The 19,176-nt window shown below is 41.5% G+C and carries 17 protein-coding genes; 14 read left to right on the forward strand and 3 right to left on the reverse strand.

Going from position 1 to position 19,176, the window contains the following annotated elements:
• Positions 1-675: 675 nt before the first annotated feature.
• The gene (locus D1814_RS06875; RefSeq protein ID WP_118490797.1) at positions 676-3,825 is read right to left on the reverse strand and encodes a lantibiotic dehydratase; all 3,150 of its coding nucleotides are present in this window, start codon (positions 3,823-3,825) and stop codon (positions 676-678) included.
• Positions 3,826-4,512: 687 nt separating this feature from the next.
• On the opposite strand from D1814_RS06875, the gene D1814_RS06880 reads away from it, so the two are divergent.
• The 9 genes from D1814_RS06880 to D1814_RS06915 all read left to right on the forward strand — a co-directional run bounded on the left by D1814_RS06880 (position 4,513) and on the right by D1814_RS06915 (position 11,747).
• Positions 4,513-4,722: a hypothetical protein gene (locus D1814_RS06880; protein ID WP_118490799.1), complete on the forward strand. Its 210-nt coding sequence runs from the start codon at positions 4,513-4,515 to the stop codon at positions 4,720-4,722.
• Between the two features lie 14 nt (positions 4,723-4,736).
• Positions 4,737-5,291: a hypothetical protein gene (locus D1814_RS06885; RefSeq protein WP_118490801.1), complete on the forward strand. Its 555-nt coding sequence runs from the start codon at positions 4,737-4,739 to the stop codon at positions 5,289-5,291.
• Positions 5,292-5,360: 69 nt separating this feature from the next.
• The gene (locus tag D1814_RS06890; protein WP_118490803.1) at positions 5,361-5,705 is read left to right on the forward strand and encodes a hypothetical protein; all 345 of its coding nucleotides are present in this window, start codon (positions 5,361-5,363) and stop codon (positions 5,703-5,705) included.
• A 5-nt stretch (positions 5,706-5,710) separates the two neighbouring features.
• Positions 5,711-6,955, forward strand: coding sequence for an HlyD family secretion protein (locus tag D1814_RS06895; RefSeq protein WP_118490805.1), 1,245 nt, complete (start codon positions 5,711-5,713; stop codon positions 6,953-6,955).
• The gene (locus tag D1814_RS06900) at positions 6,955-9,171 is read left to right on the forward strand and encodes a peptidase domain-containing ABC transporter (RefSeq protein ID WP_118490807.1); all 2,217 of its coding nucleotides are present in this window, start codon (positions 6,955-6,957) and stop codon (positions 9,169-9,171) included. Before D1814_RS06895 ends, D1814_RS06900 begins: the two co-directional genes overlap by 1 nt.
• A gap of 108 nt (positions 9,172-9,279) precedes the next feature.
• Entirely contained in the window at positions 9,280-9,414 is a 135-nt protein-coding gene (locus D1814_RS19690) for a hypothetical protein (protein ID WP_259462613.1), read from the forward strand.
• Between the two features lie 699 nt (positions 9,415-10,113).
• Positions 10,114-11,076, forward strand: a complete 963-nt coding sequence (locus D1814_RS06905) for an ATP-grasp domain-containing protein (protein WP_118490809.1) — start codon at positions 10,114-10,116, stop codon at positions 11,074-11,076.
• Positions 11,077-11,166: 90 nt separating this feature from the next.
• Positions 11,167-11,355, forward strand: coding sequence for a hypothetical protein (locus D1814_RS06910; protein WP_118490811.1), 189 nt, complete (start codon positions 11,167-11,169; stop codon positions 11,353-11,355).
• 182 nt (positions 11,356-11,537) lie between these two features.
• On the forward strand, positions 11,538-11,747 hold the full coding sequence (locus D1814_RS06915) for a hypothetical protein (protein ID WP_118490813.1): 210 nt from the start codon (positions 11,538-11,540) through the stop codon (positions 11,745-11,747).
• Positions 11,748-12,067: 320 nt separating this feature from the next.
• Here D1814_RS06915 and gmk read toward each other — a convergent pair whose 3' ends face one another.
• Entirely contained in the window at positions 12,068-12,709 is a 642-nt protein-coding gene (gmk, locus tag D1814_RS06920) for a guanylate kinase (RefSeq protein WP_118490815.1), read from the reverse strand.
• A gap of 277 nt (positions 12,710-12,986) precedes the next feature.
• Between gmk and D1814_RS06925 the strand changes: the two genes are divergently transcribed.
• Entirely contained in the window at positions 12,987-13,658 is a 672-nt protein-coding gene (locus D1814_RS06925; RefSeq protein ID WP_118490817.1) for an alpha/beta hydrolase, read from the forward strand.
• A gap of 151 nt (positions 13,659-13,809) precedes the next feature.
• On the opposite strand, the gene D1814_RS06930 is transcribed toward D1814_RS06925, so the two are convergent.
• Positions 13,810-14,871 (reverse strand): GGDEF domain-containing protein, encoded by a 1,062-nt coding sequence (locus D1814_RS06930; RefSeq protein WP_118490819.1) that lies wholly within the window; start codon positions 14,869-14,871, stop codon positions 13,810-13,812.
• Between the two features lie 197 nt (positions 14,872-15,068).
• On the opposite strand from D1814_RS06930, the gene hemC reads away from it, so the two are divergent.
• The 4 genes from hemC (at position 15,069) to D1814_RS06950 (ending at position 19,161) form a co-directional block, all read left to right on the forward strand.
• The gene (hemC, locus tag D1814_RS06935; RefSeq protein ID WP_118495330.1) at positions 15,069-16,007 is read left to right on the forward strand and encodes a hydroxymethylbilane synthase; all 939 of its coding nucleotides are present in this window, start codon (positions 15,069-15,071) and stop codon (positions 16,005-16,007) included.
• Between the two features lie 77 nt (positions 16,008-16,084).
• Positions 16,085-16,816: a uroporphyrinogen-III synthase gene (locus D1814_RS06940; protein ID WP_118490821.1), complete on the forward strand. Its 732-nt coding sequence runs from the start codon at positions 16,085-16,087 to the stop codon at positions 16,814-16,816.
• Positions 16,817-17,989, forward strand: coding sequence for a uroporphyrinogen-III C-methyltransferase (locus D1814_RS06945; protein ID WP_118490823.1), 1,173 nt, complete (start codon positions 16,817-16,819; stop codon positions 17,987-17,989). It abuts the gene before it with no gap.
• Entirely contained in the window at positions 17,986-19,161 is a 1,176-nt protein-coding gene (locus D1814_RS06950) for a heme biosynthesis HemY N-terminal domain-containing protein (RefSeq protein WP_118490825.1), read from the forward strand. Before D1814_RS06945 ends, D1814_RS06950 begins: the two co-directional genes overlap by 4 nt.
• The last annotated feature ends 15 nt before the right edge of the window (positions 19,162-19,176 follow it).

Genomic DNA, 19,176 nt, shown 5'->3' on the forward strand with positions numbered 1-19,176 from the left:
CGCTGGCAATTCCGAGATTTATTTTCTAACAACCGAAAAAAAACCTCGTTCAATCTTAAGAACTTGACCGCCGCTCAGAAGACGTGAAATACCCCCAAAGAGTAAGCACGTGAACGTTATACTGAACACCACGAAAATAAGATAAACGGGTTTTAACCAATCAAACATCAAGAAAAATAAACTACAGATTACTGACAAGCAAAGCGCTGACGCGAAATTTTTTAACATTTCTTCACCTTAAAATACTAAATATTAAACTCGTTTCGAAATAAACGATGATTGATTTTAGACAGCAAGTCAAACCTTCAAAAAAAACAGAATAATCATTAAAAATCTGAAAGTGAGATCAGATTATTACTCTTAAAAAACTGGATGATATGTTTTAATACGTTTTGATAATACTTTTTCTTCTTATCACTTTATTTTAGATACTAAATCTCATAGCCGTTTTAACATTAAAAATTCAGTAGCCTTAAAATCAGACAGACTTTACTGAGTTTAACCTTGAAGTGATTTAACAAAATCTGAGGAAGTCTGTCTCTGATAGGCAATCAGCATCTCAGTGCAGTCACATTGATGACAACAGCTATTTGGAATTACTTATCCAGTCTAGCCCAGATAAGTGATGATGCAGTCACGACAATTGGCTAGTGGTAGAGTGAAATCGTCAAATTTTTATTGTTGATAAAAACCGTTCTTCATTTCGTCTACAAATGCCTTTCTACTAGTAAGAGATAGATAAAAACGTCGTAGCAAGTCATACATAACGAATTCGTGTTCTCGCGTGTACGCGTTGAACAACCGATTATTAAGCATATGTAGTATAGACGTTACCAGCTCATCTTTATTTATACTTGATGATCGCAGAGCTGAGCTTGCAGCAGCGACGGCTTGTTCGTATTCACGACCCCAGCTTTCAATCTTAGAGAATAATTCTTGCGGTGTCTCTGCGCCGTTTTTTTCTTCGGGCCGTAGGACAAAATGAAAATCATTGATTAATACTGATTTTAAGTTCCTATATTTCTCGCCTAATTGCTTTCGTAACTCTACATTCTCGTTAAACTCCCTTCCAAACGCTTCTCTTAAAGCGTTTACCAAAGCAAGTTTATGAGGCCAGCTGTAACCAAAATAGGTCAGTATTCGGTCAATACAAAGCGCGGCAGCCCTCCATCGAATATCATCTCCATAAATATGAACCAATGGGATTAACTCGGTAGCTAAGTCACTTTCCAACCTGAAAAGTGTTTCACAGTGTTCTAGTAGCTGTTCGCCTCCATAGCGCTCTAACTCTCTCTGGTAAGTAAAAAGCTCGACACGATCGACCTCATTGTTGTCAATAAAGGGTTGAAGATGCTGGTGTATACGGGGCAAAAGCTTCCCATATAGCACCTCAGGCTCACCTAGAAACCTAATTCTCAGATGCCAATCAGGATCACCAAAACGAATGAAAAACCATTTATCAAATAGTGATGTCGACGATTTAATAAATGACGCCAGGTGATAAGCTAATACACCTTCAACTTGATTATTGCCGGAATACACTTTAATGCTCATCCATTTTGAACCTGGCGAGTAGCTTCGCGGTTTGTTGTCAATCATTGTATGGCGTTGATTTAACCGAATGGCTTTATAAGAAGCCGCTTTTTTGTTCACCAAAGGGACGATAATCTCATTAGCGTATCCCTCACCCTTTTCGTTTTTGACTGATGAAACATACTGATTGGGTAGTGACTCTTTAAGAACTACTTCTTTGAACATTCTCGATTCTTCAACGAGCATAGTAAAAAGTAAGGGATTTTTGAGGTCGAGGGTCAGTGCGTTGTCACCAACAGAAAAGACTACAACATCATCAAGCTGATACTTTTCTTTCAACGCATTATATCGGTTATCACAATATTTGTTTTTCTCAAGAACGCTGGATAAAGCGGAGTGGGGAATACGCCACGTTTTTTCGTGCAGCACGATATCATCCAACATTACTCTTGGTGTAAAACAATATGTCGAAAATACATCGGGCATGATATTTGTGGGTATTGAGTAATATTGATACTGAATCGAGCACAAAAATCGGTATACGCTTAAACTTCGATTCGAAAAGTTATGGGCATTCGACATTCTTGGTATCACTTGCTTTTTCAGTCTTTCAGACCATAACTTTATTCTATTTTCTTCCACCCAAACATATAGATCGTTTACTGAGATAGAATATTCATTTTCAATATCGCTATCAGCCATAAATACAATCTCATAATCCCTTAAGCGCGGACGCGCAATCACGTTACCCGGACGTCCATCCGGCATGTGAACGACTTCGGCAAAAACGACATCCTCAGAGTGAAGCTCTTCTTGCTTAAGGTGTACTTTAACGTGTTCTTTCAAATTTTCATCGAGATGACAAAACCTACCGATTAGATTTGCCGCCGAGGGACCATAAACTGATATAAGTTTGATTAACTCTTTGTCGTCATTTTTAAACATAGAGACAACCGCGCCGTAAGAATATGGAAGCTTTGTATTGTCTTGTGTTGAGTCAATCGCATCTGCTAGTTCTTTCGAAGACAATGTAAGTGTTTCTGTGTTCTGATAATTCGGAAGGCTCATCTTTTGCAAGATTAGCTTATGCATAGGGCTCAATTCATTGGTTTTACGACTTGATAAACGACTTCGTAGATTTAAATTTGATAGCAAGCTCGATTCATAACCCGTATCTTCTGAGAAACCAATACCAGATTCATCGTCTAATACTGCTGTTAAAGGGATGAGCTGCTGATCAAAGCGTTTAGTAAACTGTGAAATAAAATTAGAAAATGGATTATGTGTGACCGCACTTGCTCGAGAGAGCAACTCAATGGCCTGCTGAATTGTGGAGGTAACATCCACCGCTAATTCACTCTTAACCATTTCAGGTGCTATATCTACCTGAAACAGTTTATTCTCTTGAATATTGATTGGTAAATCACGCAGCGTAGTAATTACGTTTTTATAGTCTTCTATGCTGGCGCAATCGTCTTCATCAATACGTTGCAATAATTCCACACCTTTTTTTAACCCATCATATTCGGCAAATGGTTCAAGTGAGGCTAGCAATGCTTTATCAGGTGATGAAGCAGTTAAAGACAGTGGTAAGTGTGGAATAATGATAGACTCATCTATCAGTTGCTTCACAAACGCTTCAAGTTCTGCGACGGAGAAGCTTTCGTATTGTGCATGTAATTTCAGCGTTATGTCGTCGAAAGAAACTGGCAAGTCGCAAAACGATAATACAAAGTCTAGAATATCAGTTTTTTGAACGGATGAGAGTCTATACTGCTTTGCATCTTCGCTGTCATATGACTCGATGTAACGGATCGTCTCAGCGCAAGCAGCTATGGAAGGGTTCGCGCGATAAGATAGATTTTTAACCTCTCTTTTTGATACGGCAGCTTTAAGCTGACTAAGCATCAATATATCAAACCGTGTTTTTCTCGTATATCTACTATAAGCGGGTACTATTAATTTTGTATGCTCCGATGGCTTACCCATGCTTATGCCAGAAAACAGCCCAAAGGGCGTAGGTCTTGACGACATACGAATAAAGTACTTAATCAGGGTATTTCGTATTTTTTTGCCTTGCTTAGAGTGCGGCCGCTTTGACCATATGGCAATACGCGAATGCAAAGATGGGCTAGCAATATATAAGCTTTCCATTACCTGTTCGCGATTCAGCCAATTTAATAAGAGTTCGTCTGCATCATTAGACGCGATAAACAGTGGCTTGAGAAGATCAAAAGGTAATCTTGGTATACGAAGAACGAAAAAACCATCAGGAGCACTAGTCTGCTTCATTGTAAAACACCGTTTATTCCATTATGTAACGGTAAATTAGCAATTAAAATAGCATCATTAAAGCCTGCCTCATAAACAAATAAGTTAAATAATGATGTACTTGCTTTAAATCTTGTATTAAGTGCGGACTCATATAATCTTACGCATCACACGACTGCCTTTACAGCATCTTCTACCAACGTATAGCAACTGCTTACATGCTACCCTTTCGACAATTTATACATAGAAACGTATCAGAGGATTACAGAGGTTGAAAGCTGCTTTATCTTTAGCGATAGAGATGAGCTCATTTTCGGCTAACTTTTGCAGTCTTATTGAAAAACTATGTAAGTAATGCGCTTGAGAGCTGAATTCGGGGCATAAAAAAGCCTCAACATGGCGGTGTCGAGGCTTTCCTTACAAGTGCGAGATTTTGCAAATGTAATAAGGAATTTAAATAGTAAGGTCTACATTCCCTTTTTTCAAGGCCATTCTTATCTTATGTCAACATTATTAAAACTTAGCAAAAAATAAAAAGCTATATATAACAAAAACATAAATCACAATCTTATTTTTATTTTCTAACATCTTCATAAGCGACTTTTCCTCTCAATTCGTTAATCATCATTTTGCGGTGCATGTGATTTGCGATGCTTATAGAATGCACTCTCACAAAATATTTTCAATATAAAACGATAAGGAAATACTATGGCACACAACAACCAACCAACGCTCATGCTTAATAAAACAACATTGAAGAACTTAAGTTTAGACGGTGCGGTAATTCCCAGAGAGGCAACAAGATCCGTTGTTGGAGGGACAAATGACAAAGAACAAGTCGACGGTTTTTACAGACAAGAAAATGTGCGAGCCGCGTCGACCAATATTACCTTTAGCTCTACATATCCACGGCTTTAAAAGAAATGAAGACAATGCCTTTAATAACCGTGACAGCTGCGCTTAGTACAATTGTTTCCGGGTTTACTAATGGCACAGAAGTCCAGCTATTTAAACCAAGCGCAGCCGTTGTTCTGGCAAGAAAGGGCGGAGATATAGACGACATATTGGCGCAAGTGGGAGACGTGTTGGAAAAAGGCGATGCTCTTATTCTTGTGCGAGGAGGAGACGTTAGCAGCGTTATCAAAGCCCCTCAACGAGGTGAGTTGAAGCGCTATGGCTCCAATGTAAAGGTAGACAAGCACCTGCAAGCTGGAGATTTCGTAGCAGTGTTGCAAACAAAGTACGTTGACGGCGTTATTAGTTTGGATGTCAATCCACAAATAACCGATCAACTAAGTATAGGAAAGTACTGCTGCATTGTTGTTAACGAGGAATCATTTACAGTTCAAGTAAGCGATGTCACGAAGCATGACGACAGATACTTTCTCTACTTTTCATCGCAAGACCAGTTGTCAGAATTAATGGTTCTTCTTGAATCTACAAAACCGCAGGAATTAGATATTTCATTTCAATTGAGCCAGAAATAACTATTTGAAATAAAGCGAAAGTGAAAAGGTTAACTGTTCAAGTTATACCGGCACGCTGAGGATTAAAATATGACAGTTAACGATTTTTTTAAACACTACTACGATGTTATTTGTAACGGCGACTTAAATGCATTGGACGAGCTTTATCATAGTGATTCCCCTTTTCTGGCTAATGTAAAAGCGCAGTATGAGTCAATTCGCCAACAGCTTGAGATGACCATTGAAGTGCTCTCTATTGAGCTGGTCGCCAAGCAAAATGACCTACTAGTTATCCGCGATAAAATTAATTTTCAAGGAAAGCAGGGAGCACAGGTCATGTCTAACCAATCGGAAAATTTGCATGTAATGACTCGAAAGCCCGACCAAGATTGGAAGGTTCATAGTACTGCATGCTTAAGAGTAAAAGAGGCGTAAGCAAAATGGCTAACTTGTTTAGAAAGGAAGCCATTGCACATCAAGGGCAAAGGCTAGACGGTGAAGTAACACTTGCTACTCATATGTCTTTCAGTATTGTCGCATTTTTATTGGTTTCAGTAGTCTTAATTTGTATTGCTTACTTGTTTTGGGGTGAGTATCACAGAAAAGAAGTAGTGCCTGGGTATTTAAGACCCACAACCGGATTAAGCAAGGTCTACGCTATCGCACCGGGACTTGTAGATGAAGTTTATGTGGAAGAAGGTGATGTTGTAAAAAAAGGGCAGCCACTTGCCCGAATTAGAATGGATCGACAATTGAGTTCGGGAAAAGGTGCCAACGATACCATCATACAAGAGTTAGTAATACAGAAAGAACTGATTAAGAATAATATCGAGCACGAGCAACAGCTTTATCAGGCAAACAAGAAACGACTACAGAGCCAGAAGAAGAACACCTCAGCAATGTTCGAACAAGCCTTGTCACAACGAACACTATTAAAGGAAAGGGTTAAATTAAGTCAAAATAAGATAGACGATATTAAGGCACTCATTGAACAAGGCTTCGCATCCCAAAGAGAGCTAGAAAATCAACAAGATTCATTACTCGCAATTAAACAACAGCTCGAAGACGTCCAGTCTAAGATTCTTTCAACAAAAGACAATCTCAGCCAGTTAGATTACCAGTACGAACAGCTTCCTGTAGAACACGAGGATAAAATCTCGAAGCTTAAGTCACAACTTGCAGGAATCAATCAGCAAATATCACAAGCTGATTCACAACGTAGCTTTGAAATAGTTAGCAACAAAGCCGGTGAGGTAACAAACTTACTCGTCAATAGTGGGATGATGGCTAATACTAATCAGCCCATCATGACAATACTACCCGTTGAGGCTTCACTCGAAGCTGTCCTTTACGTTCCCACCCGAGCTTACGGTTTTGTTAGTACTGGTCAGCAAACGCGCATTCGTTATCAGGCCTTCCCTTATCAAAGATTTGGTATTTATGAAGGTGATATTACGGAAGTTTCCAAAGCAGTTATTTTACCAAATGAAGCCTCTTTACCTGTTAGTTTTCAGGAACCCGTATACCAAGTAGTCGTTACACTTAAAAAGCAGGGTGCCATGGCTTACGGCGTTACTGTTCCTCTACAGGCTGGAATGCTGCTCGAGGCCGATATAATGGTTGATAAACGCAGTTTATTCGAATGGCTTCTGGAACCCATCTACAGTATTAAGGGAGCCGTATAATGGAAAATCCAAGACATCTCCTGAAGTTTGGTGGCTCGCGAAAGCTACCAATGATCATGCAAACAGAGGCTGCTGAATGCGGGCTAGCGTGCCTTGCAATGGTTGCGGGCTATCACGGGTACAAGACCGATCTTACACATCTACGTCAGAGCTTTTCCATATCGTTAAAAGGCGCCAGCTTAGAAGAGCTGATGGAGATTGCAGACAAAATGCATATGAGCTCCCGCGCACTCAGACTTGAGCTTGAGCATTTACATCAGCTGAAAACGCCATGTTTACTACATTGGGATATGAACCACTTTGTAGTCCTTAAAAAAGTGAGTAAGCACCATGTCGAAATCCTCGACCCCGCATTAGGTACTCGACGTTACACCAAAGCAGTGTTTTCCAAGCATTTTACCGGAGTTGCATTAGAGCTTTCTCCTACCAAAGAGTTCAAGTCCCAAGATAGCCGTGTAAATATGAAGCTATCGGATTTTTGGGACTCCATCTCTGGATTAAAGTCTACCCTTCTAAAAGTATTTGTACTGTCAATACTGTTGCAAGTCTTTGCCATTGCAAGCCCCTACTACATGCAGCTTGTTGTTGACGAGGTTATCCTTAGCTACGACCAAAATTTGCTTACTGTTCTGGCAATAGGGTTTGCCATACTTATGCTCATAGAAATGATTACTGGGGCAGTGAGAAGTACACTGTTACTTCACTTTGGAAACTTATTGAGTATACAGCTTGGTGCAAACCTGTTTCACCACTTAGTCAGGCTGCCCTTGCAATATTTCGAAAAAAGACATATCGGAGATGTTGTATCACGATTCGGCTCTTTACAACAGGTTAAGAGCCTTTTGACCGAAGGTGTTATTGCAGCCCTTATCGATGGCCTTATGGCGATCACAACACTAGTAATGATTTTTATTTACAGTCCCAAATTGAGCTTAGTTGTTCTAATTGCCATGCTCATTTATGCCGCTTTTAGAATTGCGATGTACAAGCCTCTTAGGCAGATGTCTGAGGAAGTCATTGTTAGTCAAGCAAAAGAACAATCCAACTTTATGGAAACAATAAGGGGTATTCAGACAATTAAATTGTTCGGTCGTGAAGTACAACGCCAAGGTGTATGGCACAACAAGTTTGCTGACTCTTTAAATGCTGGTATCAGAGTTGGGCATTTAAACATTGGTTACCAAGCTTTCAATAGCTTTATCTTTGGCATCGAAAACGTTCTGGTTGTTTACTTCGCCGCAATGCTTGTAATGAGTGGTGACCTTACAGTTGGTATGCTATTCGCTTTCATGTCATACAAACGTCAGTTTACAGAAAAAGCAGCTAACCTAATTGAAAAACTCATTGAATTTAAGATGCTTAACCTGCATTTCAACCGATTGGCAGATATATCGCTGACCGAAAAAGAGCAGAATCTTACAGGAAGCAGAACGTCTCGCCCCCTGGAAGGTACGCTAAATTTGAAAAACGTGACTTATCGCTACAATGAAAAAGACCGCCCCGTTTTCTCTAACTTAAACGTAACCATCAACGCCGGCGAATCCGTGGCGCTTGTAGGCCCTTCAGGGTGTGGAAAAACCACTCTGGCGAAAGTCATGCTAGGTTTATTCTCTCCTGAGTGCGGGCAAGTTGAAGTAGATGGAATAGATATAAAGCAAATGGGCTTGGGTGAATATAGAAAGCAAGTTGGCGCCGTTATGCAAGATGATCAGCTTCTATCAGGTTCAATCTCGGATAATATTTCTTTTTTTGACCCTCAAAAAGATATGGAACGCGTTGAGTGGGCGGCTAATATCGCAGCCATAGATAAAGATATTAGCCAAATGACCATGGGCTACAATACCTTGGTGGGTGACATGGGAGCAGCTTTATCTGGCGGCCAAATTCAGCGCTTATTGCTCGCTAGAGCACTTTACAGAAAACCAAAAATTTTATTTATGGATGAGGCCACTAGCAATTTAGATACGACGCTTGAGGCATCTGTAAATAATGCTATTAAATCGCTAGATGTAACCCGAATTATTATTGCCCATCGCCCCGAAACAATTGCCAGTGCAGACCGAGTTTTAGAGCTAAGGTATGGAAAGCTAATAGAACGCGTAGAACCTACACACTACAAAGATGATGAAAGCTCAACATCTACTGTTCTTAATATCGACGCTGAGCCGACCACGGGCGAATATGAACCACTCGGTTCAGATTTTGAATTAGCTTAGCTGAAACTAATTTGGTAGCGAGTGAGAATACTCGTAACTAAATGTGCAACAACTGCAAAATTGCTCTGATTCAAAGAGCAAAACTATTAAATGTAATAAGGAAAAATAATGGAAACTCTTAAACAAAATGAAATCAAAAATGTTTCAGGCGGTGCGTTATTCGCTGATAACCCAATATTGTTCGAACAACACTATGGGTATCCGATGCCACATTGGGCACTCTTCGCGCTTAACCTTAACTAAATTTCGGTCTTACACTGACAACTATTAATTGTCCTTTAAAGGGCGAAAGCATTTTCGCCCTTTCTTACATATCCGCCATCATTCAGATTTTATTTAACTAACTCAACAATACTTCCTGTTTACAATCCTAAATTAAACAGCAATAGCTTTTCCCGCCATTTAAGATCTCATTGTTCAATTTAACTAAATATTCATCTTAAGTAATGAGGAATTACGAACGTACAACTTCCAATGAGAAGTTAACACATGAGCGTTTAAATAAAGTCCCTAAATTCCTCTAAAAATTAAAATCTCCGTACCATTTTCTACTCCCAAGCCTTGCCATAATCAGTCAAATTTATTATCAATATTTGTTTAATAGATCGATATAAACATCGATTAAGCACTTCTCTACACTAGCTACAAGAATTGCTATTTTCTATGAGAAATATATTGTTGAAAAAATATTCTTAGCAAACCATACCTTTTAAAAAATAGCATTATCGAAAGATAACAATTAGATATATCTGTCTGAAATTACTAGATATTTACCATTTAGGCAGAGTTTGATTTTTTCCTTACCTTGAATAAATAATAGCTTCACGAATAGGAAAACTAAATTAGAAAACGTTAGCGGGCATGCTCAGCTTAATAAGCTTAACTGATTAAGGGCTTGTCCACATCGAAACCAATATTGAAAACTTGAGAAGGGAAACGTTCATGCACCACGTCATACTAGGCCACCAGAAAGACCTGCACGCTACTTATATGCTTGACGCGATGCGAAAAAAAGGGCTAAACGCACATCTATTGCAGTCAAGTGACTTTCCTCGCTGTATTCAATTGGCTTACTCACCGTCAAATGGTTTTGGCCATTTAATTTCAAGTGATGGCAATAAATTGGCTTTCGAAGAAGTTAAGTCTGTCTACTGGCGTAATTTTTGTGGCGTATCAGATGAAGCACATCGAGGCAATTTTGGCACAGCTGAATATATTTCGGCAAAAGATAGCATGGCATGTTTGCGTAGCTGGTTCAATGTTTCTGAAAACACACTATGGGCTAATAGTTGGCAAGCCTATGAGCACCACAAAGAAAAACCTTGGCAGTTATCGAAGGCAAAAAAATTAGGCCTAAACATTCCAAGAACATTAGTGACTAACGATATTCGCGAGATTAAAAGTTGGTATACATCTTTAGAAAAAAGCATATTCAAACCTGTCACAGGCGGCACACACACAGAGATTTTGTGTGCCGCCCATTTTGACAGTGCTCACATTACCGATGCGTTATCAAAAGCGCCAATAACTGTCCAGGAATATATTGAAGGCACTAACATTCGAACATTTGTTATCGGTGACCAAGTTTTCTCTGCGGAAATACGTAGTGATAGTGTTGATTTTCGCGAGGATAAAAATACGGATGTCATTCCAATCGAAACACCGAAAGATATTGCCTTACAGGCTATATCAATTATGAAAACCCTGCATATGACTTGGACTGCTATTGATTGGAGAAGAGACAAGAGCGGTGTTTACTACTTCCTAGAGGCGAATCCGTCGCCTATGTTTTATGGGTTTGAAGTTCAGACTGGCATTTCAATCACAGACCATCTGATTTCGTTCTTAGCTAAGGGCAAACCAGGGTTTTCACAAGTAAAAGATATGCATCGAGTTACGGCTTAGATGCAACTAAGTTTCAGTATAATTTGCTGAAAAAAAAAGCTTTCGGAAAGAAAGCATCATTAACTTTAAACATGTAATAAGGAAAAAATTATGCATCCATTTGCATTAAATCAAAAAGCAACAGCATTAGTAACTGGCGGGGCTAATGTAACTACACCTAACGATGGAAAAGCACTTAACGATAGAAAAATTGGTGTTTTCCCCGAGTTTCCACCTATTTACACAACCATGGCTCTCGGTGAAGAAGGCGGGGAGTACCCACCTGTTATTACTCGTTAATTTGCAATAACTTTCAAAATTAGCGATATAGTTTTAATTAAATACTCATTCGAATTCTACAAAAATTGCTCCCTAGTATTTGCTCGATGAGAAAAGAAGTGATCCATAGTGATCACGTGTGCCGAAAGATAAGTCTTCTGGCGGGAAGGCTTATCGTAAACAAAATGTAATAAGGAAAAACTATGCACCCATTTGCATTGAATAAACAAGCAATAAACTTAGTCACTGGTGGATCGAACGGTTTTAAGCTAACTGACGGCCAAACTTTTGACGATAGACTTACTGGCGTTGCGCCTCCACCTAGATACCCTGTATTTAAATATTTTCCTATCTATACCACTATGGCAATAGGGGAAGAAGGTGGTGAATATCCGGTTGACACATATCGGTAAAACGACTCCTCGAATATTTAAAGCGCATACACCGAAGATTTGGCGGTAATTAAGAGGCAGTTACCGTCTTTTCTCAGACAGGAAAAGTATGCGTAATTAAAAAGTTTACCGATAAGTTGTGTAAAAGAGAAGCTGAAAATTAAGCTTCTCTTTTTGTACCCTGTAATTTTCGCTGCATAAACTTATTATAGCAACTCAGTTTTTCATCTTAATTGGGTTTCACGCTACAATGAAGCTAACTACGGCTTTAGGTCGAGCATCAACTGAAGATTGCTCAATCGAAGATATTTACCTTTTTATTAATTGAATCATTTCTAATTTCAAGCGCTACCGAGCAGTTCGTCCAATAGCACTTGATGACGCATTTGCTGTTTTAGTGTACGCAAACGCTGAGCTGTCACAATGGCTTCTAAGTCACTCAATGCAGTCGCAAAATCGTCGTTAACGATCACGCTATCGAACTCACTAAAATGAGACATCTCTGATACGGCTTGTGCCATGCGCCCTGCAATTACTTCTTCACTGTCTTGGCCGCGGTTGTTTAAGCGTTGTTCTAATACATCAAGTGATGGTGGAAGAATAAAAATGCCACAAGTATCTGGCATGAGTTTTTTAACTTGGCGAGCACCCTGCCAATCGATATCTAAGAAAACATCAATACCACGGTAAAGTGTCTGCTCGATAGTTACGCGGGATGTGCCGTAATAATTGCCAAACACTTCAGCATATTCAAAAAATACGCCCTGTTCGATAAGCGCTTCAAACTGCTCTCGGCTTACAAAATGGTAATGCACACCGTCTACTTCACCCGGACGCGGTTGACGCGTGGTATGAGACACAGACACCTGCATAGGCGAAGTTTCATTACCTTCGTACTTTTCCATTAGCGCCTTGATAAGGCTTGATTTTCCAGCACCAGACGGAGCTGCAAGAATAAATAAATTGCCAAGTAGTGAAGCCATAGGATATTAAAATTCTATCAAAATGTGGTTATTTCAAGTGGCAATGATAGCATATGAAGCCATTGCGCCGTAACTGCGATTATCTGGTTTATCCATTGATGGTTCGCCCATTTCAATTATAGCCGGCGCAAACCAACCAAATAACAATAATAAGCTCCTAAGAATGATGGGGTCAGAGTCGTGACTCTGACCCCATCATTCTCGGAAAAGACAGAGATTGCCCGTGAGAAAGGATAACCATTGGTAATAGGGTAACAACAAAATTAGGAAACAAAGAATGACTCAGCAACTTCTGCCGTGCGTAGAGATAAACCCTTCCACTACGCCTGATGCCTGCGTTATCTGGCTACACGGTCTAGGCGATTCAGGCCACGGTTTTGCGCCTATCGTGCCTGAACTAAAGCTTCCTGAATCAATGGCCGTCAAATTTCTATTCCCCCATGCACCTGAGCGCCCCGTAACCATTAACGGTGGTATGCGTATGCGTGCATGGTACGACATCAAATCACTGGATTTTGAAAGCCGTGCAGACTTAGAAGGCGTAAAAGAATCTGCTGCACAAGTAGAAGCACTTATTGAAGCGCAGATTGAAAGTGGTATTCCCAGTGAACGCATAGTGCTTGCTGGATTCTCTCAAGGCGGTGTGATTGCACTTCACCTAGCGCCTAGATATGCCCGTAAGTTTGCTGGGGTTATCGCGCTATCTACATACATGTGTGAGCCATCACTACTTGAAAGTGAGGCGTCAGACACCAACCGTGAAACGCCTATTATGATGGCCCACGGTGACCAAGATGAAGTGGTACCCGTATTTATGGGCAACGCGGCATTTAAAACGATAAATGAGGGCGGTTTTAACGCTACGTGGCAGACTTACACCATGCAACACAATGTATGTATGCAAGAACTTAACGACATCAGTGCTTGGCTTCAAAAAGTTCTAAACTAAATTTTACCATGCACTATCCAGTGTGATAGCTGGCTACAACACGCCCAACTATCACACTGAACCCCGCAGCTTTCTGACTACTACCGTTATATGTACTCGTCGCCCCCATACTCTGCATTAAGATGCATAGCAAAACGTTTCAAACATAGCGCTATTCAGCGACGCGGTTTCTGCCTCCATTTTTCGCTTTATAAAGATTATCGTCAGCTTGCTTTAAGCTAGCGTGAAGTTTGTCGTCGGTAAGTGCAGTTGCAACGCCAAAGCTGGCGGTAATATTGTGATTGATATCCCCTTCTATAAATGGGCTTTCTTCAACCACCTTTCTCATTTTTTCCGCAAGTTTTACGCCTTGGCTCAGCGGAGCCAGAGGAAAGAGCACTAAAAACTCTTCTCCGCCGGTGCGCGCAATAATGTCAGACGCTCTAACTGCGCTTTTGATAATGCTAGTGAAGTGGATTAGCGCCTCATCACCAATATCATGCCCATAGGTGTCGTTAATCTTTTTGAAGTGGTCTATATCGACAACAACCGCGGTTAGAGGGAAATAGGCGCCAGGGTCTTTCATGGCTCGTTCAAAAAAGACAGTTTCTAAAAAGCGTCTGTTTGGTAATTTGGTTAGCGGGTCTGTATTCGCTTGCCTCATTCGCTCTAAGTTTTCACGCAGCATTTCTTTTCGGCTTTTGTGCCAGAAATTTTCGCTTATAAAGGCAACGCTAATAAAACAGAATGTTGCAATCAAAAACCGTGAAACATGCTCAGCAGGATATTTTGCAACGATAACGTCTTGGTTATAGAGCATATAAATCGACAGCCCTATGGTAACCGCAACATAGAGCATAGCTGGCTTAAATCGCACTACTATTATTTGTATAAAAAGTAGTGGAAATATGAAGTACAAGCCCGTGTTATTAAGCCCGCCGGTATAAACCAAGGCATTGATGGTGAAAAGAACAATAAGCCCTGCGAAATAATAAAACACATCACTTTTTGGGAAAATATGTGAGAGCGCAACGTTAAGGTAAATAACGGTGGCAGATGTAGCTAATACGCTAACCAATAATGGGTTATTGGTGCCAAAATTAAGCCACGCCATAAACGCGATTATGGTGCCACCAACATAGGAAATGAAATACAACGTAAGTTTGCGTCTTTTTACTTCAGCTTCGTCTTGTTGCGCGTTTCTTAGTAACTGTCCAATTGGCGTGTTGTCCATACTAACAACTCTACTCCCCAAATTTATAAGCAGACACTTTGTCCATCTACAGCATAGACGTATATCCACGCGAAAACCAAGTAGAAAACTGCGTCTAATTTCAAACATTAACGCAGAAAATGCGTATACTACAAAGTATCTCGTATAACGCTGAGTTACAGCGTTTAAGTTTATTTTTTACAGAGTTTGGAATAGCCATGAGTTACCTCAACACTACCCGCACCGTTCGAATTGCTACCAGAAAAAGCGCGCTAGCGCTTTGGCAAGCAGAGTATGTGAAGGCAAAATTAATGGAGCACTATCCATCGATGACCGTTGAGCTTGTACCAATGAGCACTCAGGGCGACAAAATTTTAGATACGCCACTGGCCAAAATTGGCGGCAAAGGCCTGTTCATTAAAGAACTTGAAATAGCTATGTTGGAAGGCCGTGCTGATATTGCAGTGCACTCAATGAAAGACGTGCCCGTAGCGTTTCCTGAAGGTTTTGGTTTGCACGCTATTTGTGAACGCGAAAACCCGTTTGACGCTTTTGTCTCTAACGATCACGATAGCCTAGATGCGTTACCACAAGGCGCAGTAGTGGGCACATCTAGCCTTCGCAGACAATGCCAAATTCGCAAGTATCGCCCAGATCTCATCATTAAAGATTTACGCGGTAATGTGAACACGCGATTAGCAAAGCTAGATGCGGGCGAATACGACGCCATTATCCTAGCTTCTGCAGGTCTTATTCGCCTTGAAATGGAATCTCGCATTCGTATGCCGTTACCTGCTGATATTTCGCTACCAGCTGTTGGCCAAGGCGCGGTAGGTATTGAATGCCGTAACGACGACGAAGAACTGATTAACTTACTACAAGCGTTGAATCATACAGATACCAATACCCGTGTTACCGCAGAGCGCGCCATGAATGAAAGATTGGAAGGCGGCTGCCAAGTACCTATCGGTAGTTTTGCAACCCTTGATGGCGACGTACTTACTTTAACCGGTATGGTTGGAAAACCAGATGGTACTGAACTGCTGTTTGCGTCGGCTACCGCGTCGCGTGAAAAAGCCGCAGACATCGGCGTCGAAGTGGCTGACGCGCTTTTAGAGCAAGGTGCCGGAGAAATCCTTAAAGCACTTTATAACTAAGTTATATTCAGTAGAAGCGCGCATTTCTAGGCACATAGGAATGCGCAACAAACTTAAAAGGATGAGAGTTCGATAAAATGCTTCTGTTCACGCGTCCACTGCCAAAATTAAAAGCGAGTGCTTCGGCTTTCGAACAAGCGGGCATTAATGCGGTAGGCGTAGCCACCTCTGACATTATTGATATTCCATCTGAACAAAAAGCCTCTGAAGAGTATTTAGCTTCAAATACAGTAAACGCAATTATTGTTACCAGCGTATACGCTGTGAATAGTGTTATTTCGGGGCTGCGTAACACTGCCACCCCACTCCCTTTGATTATTGCCGTTGGCGATGCCACTGCGCGCAAGTTGCAGGCTGGCCTTGAAACGTTTTCTTCGGCCAACGTGGTTACTCCAAAGGTCCATACATCCGAAGGTATACTGGCAATGCACCAACTTAATGAGGCAAACTGTCAGCATGTCGTTATTATTAAAGGTGAAGGTGGGCGAGACGCCATAGCTAAAGGATTAGACGAAAAAGGTATTTTAGTGAATAGCTTTTGCGTTTATAAAAGAGAGCAACTTACGCGCCCAGTTTACACAAAACGGTGGAAAATGGGCGAAGTTAGCGGCATTATCGCAACAAGCGAAGCAATGGCACTGCAACTGATAGAAGAATTCGGTAACGCTTTGTTAGCTTTTAAATGGTTAACAGTGAGTGACCGAGTCGCCCAAACCCTTAACAGCAAAGGTGTTGAAGAGGTAGCGGTTTGTCAGCGAGCCACCGATCAGGCACTCATCGCCTGGGTAAAGGATAACTGGGAGTATTGAATGGCCAACAATAATGAAAATAGCCCACAAAAAGAGGAACTCGTAAAAGTGGAAGCTGAAAAAGAAGTAATTGAGTCTTCTGCCACGCAGAGTGAATCGACTGAATCTGGCGCTAAGAAAAAGAAATCATCAGGCAATGGCCTGTTGTGGTTCGTCGTTATCATCTTATTCTTGGTAGTGATAGGCATGGCTGGCGCAGGCTATTGGTATTACATGCAGCAGCAGTCGGCAAGCGCAGATACTGCCACCACACAGCAAAGCAACACCACCAAGTTAAATACTATCGAGCGCGAGCGTAGCGACATTCTAGCGTCGCTAGAAGCCGTGTCGCGAACAAATGAAGCTTTGCAAGGTACGGTAGCCGAGCTTAAAGCACAGAATGAAAAGCTTAGTCTTCAAGCAGAATCTACCCTTCAACAGCTAAACAATATGGAAGGTCGTCGCCCAGCCGACTGGCTAATCGCTGAAGCCGACTATTTAGTTCGCATGGCAGGCAGAAAGCTATGGCTTGAAAACGATGTTCGTACAGCAATTTTGCTGCTGGTTAATGCAGATAAGCGTTTAAAATCATTGGCTGACCCATCGGTGCTACCCGTTCGCGCTAGCCTAGCTGAAGATATTCAAACGCTACAGCAGCTAAACCCTGTCTCGCAAAGCTCAGTAGCGCTTGCCCTTACCGGTATGATTGCGCAAATCGATAAGCTTCCTCTTGATACTTTTGAAAAGCCAGAAGATGCTAACGCAGAAGACACCACCTTGTCAGAGTCGGCTGACGACTGGCAGGAAAACCTTGCGAAGGTGTGGCGTTCGTTGGTGAATGATTTTCTTACGGTTAAAACCATTGAAGGTCCTGTAGAGCCAGTACTTTCATTAGAAGCGCAGTTCCTGGCAAAAGAGCAGCTTCGCCTACAGCTTATGCACGCACAAACCGCAGCGCTTCAGGGCGATGCCGGGCTTTACAGCCAATCGCTTCAGTATGCGCAAACGCTGCTTATTGAAAAATATGATACTGAGAAGAGCCAGGTAACCGGCTTTGTTGATGCACTTCAAAACCTGATTGCTACTGATGTATCACGCCCAATTCCAACAGAGCTAGCGTCACAAAAACCGCTAGAGCGTTTACTGGATAGCCGCGTTAAACAGGTGTTTGGTCAAGGAGCAAGTGCACTATGAAATGGTTAGCTATTGCCCTTGCGGTATTAGCCGCATTCGTTGTTGCGCTTATTGTTGGTCCAATGATACTTGGCGATAAAGGTTACGTACTTATTTCCTTAGGAAGTACAGCTATTGAAATGACCGTGATCAGCTTTTGTATTTTGGTCATAGGTGCCGTCATTGCCTGGTATGTGTTATCTCGTTTTGCTCTGTGGGCATTAAGCTTAATTACAGGCTCACATAAATGGTTTGGCACCTTAGGTGAACGTAAGCGCAAGCGCGCGTTTTACGATGGCTTACACGCCATGGCCGCAGGTGATTTTGATTCGGCGCAAAAAGCATTAGGTAAAACCACCAATGGTGACTTTGAAGGCGTAAACTATTTAGCCTCAGCGCAAATTGCGTTTGCCAACGACGACCTATCCAAAGCCCGTTATTTTCTGGTTCAAGCCACTGACTTTCCGAAAGCAAAAGTAGCCGCAACAGTAATGCATGCACGCATTGATGTAGCTGAAGAAAAGTTTGATGCGGCGTTAGAAAAGCTTAACGAGCTAGACGAACAAGACCGTGAGAACAAGCAAGTTGTGCAATTGAAAGCACAAATTCTTGCCAAGCTAGGTAAGTGGCAGGTGCTTCAAGAGAATTTATCAGGCTGGCGTAAAGCCTTGCCTAAAGCTGACTACACCGCGTGGAGCCAGCGTATTGCTAAGGGTAAGTTTGCAGAAATTGCCAGTAAGCAAGGTGCCGTTGAGCTTAAATCGTATTGGGACACCCTGCCCCGTAAGCTGCGTCACGACGACGCTTATCGCGCCGCTTACGTTCAACAGCTACTTGACCAAGGCATGCATGCCGACGCTCAGGATTTGTTAGTTGAATGGCAAAAACGTGGACCGAACAGCGCCCTATTCCCGTTGTTCACACAGCTTAATATTCCAGATGCATCGCCATCATTACGTTTACTTGAAAGCTGGATAAAACAGGACGAAGAAAACGTTGAGCTTTATTCCACGCTAGGCCAAGTGGCGTTTAACTCTGGCGATGATGTGTTAGCTGAGAAAGCTTTGCTTAAAGCCACTAAAATGCAGTCGCGTAAAGAAGATTTATTGCTGCTATCTGCCATTAGTGAGCGCAAGCATGACACAGCCACCGCCCTTCAGCTTTACAAAGAAGGTCAACAACTAGCTAGCTAAATGAATATTCGTTTA

This window comes from Alteromonas sp. BL110 (genome assembly GCF_003443615.1).
Classification (GTDB): domain Bacteria; phylum Pseudomonadota; class Gammaproteobacteria; order Enterobacterales; family Alteromonadaceae; genus Alteromonas.

Bases quoted from the DNA above. Each gene is read 5' to 3' on its own strand.
- D1814_RS06875 (WP_118490797.1), bottom strand. From the start codon at position 3,825: ATGAAGCAGACTAGTGCTCCTGATGGTTTTTTCGTTCTTCGTATACCA.
- D1814_RS06880 (WP_118490799.1), top strand. From the start codon at position 4,513: ATGGCACACAACAACCAACCAACGCTCATGCTTAATAAAACAACATTG.
- D1814_RS06885 (WP_118490801.1), top strand. From the start codon at position 4,737: ATGCCTTTAATAACCGTGACAGCTGCGCTTAGTACAATTGTTTCCGGG.
- D1814_RS06890 (WP_118490803.1), top strand. From the start codon at position 5,361: ATGACAGTTAACGATTTTTTTAAACACTACTACGATGTTATTTGTAAC.
- D1814_RS06895 (WP_118490805.1), top strand. From the start codon at position 5,711: ATGGCTAACTTGTTTAGAAAGGAAGCCATTGCACATCAAGGGCAAAGG.
- D1814_RS06900 (WP_118490807.1), top strand. From the start codon at position 6,955: ATGGAAAATCCAAGACATCTCCTGAAGTTTGGTGGCTCGCGAAAGCTA.
- D1814_RS19690 (WP_259462613.1), top strand. From the start codon at position 9,280: ATGGAAACTCTTAAACAAAATGAAATCAAAAATGTTTCAGGCGGTGCG.
- D1814_RS06905 (WP_118490809.1), top strand. From the start codon at position 10,114: ATGCACCACGTCATACTAGGCCACCAGAAAGACCTGCACGCTACTTAT.
- D1814_RS06910 (WP_118490811.1), top strand. From the start codon at position 11,167: ATGCATCCATTTGCATTAAATCAAAAAGCAACAGCATTAGTAACTGGC.
- D1814_RS06915 (WP_118490813.1), top strand. From the start codon at position 11,538: ATGCACCCATTTGCATTGAATAAACAAGCAATAAACTTAGTCACTGGT.
- gmk (WP_118490815.1), bottom strand. From the start codon at position 12,709: ATGGCTTCACTACTTGGCAATTTATTTATTCTTGCAGCTCCGTCTGGT.
- D1814_RS06925 (WP_118490817.1), top strand. From the start codon at position 12,987: ATGACTCAGCAACTTCTGCCGTGCGTAGAGATAAACCCTTCCACTACG.
- D1814_RS06930 (WP_118490819.1), bottom strand. From the start codon at position 14,871: ATGGACAACACGCCAATTGGACAGTTACTAAGAAACGCGCAACAAGAC.
- hemC (WP_118495330.1), top strand. From the start codon at position 15,069: ATGAGTTACCTCAACACTACCCGCACCGTTCGAATTGCTACCAGAAAA.
- D1814_RS06940 (WP_118490821.1), top strand. From the start codon at position 16,085: ATGCTTCTGTTCACGCGTCCACTGCCAAAATTAAAAGCGAGTGCTTCG.
- D1814_RS06945 (WP_118490823.1), top strand. From the start codon at position 16,817: ATGGCCAACAATAATGAAAATAGCCCACAAAAAGAGGAACTCGTAAAA.
- D1814_RS06950 (WP_118490825.1), top strand. From the start codon at position 17,986: ATGAAATGGTTAGCTATTGCCCTTGCGGTATTAGCCGCATTCGTTGTT.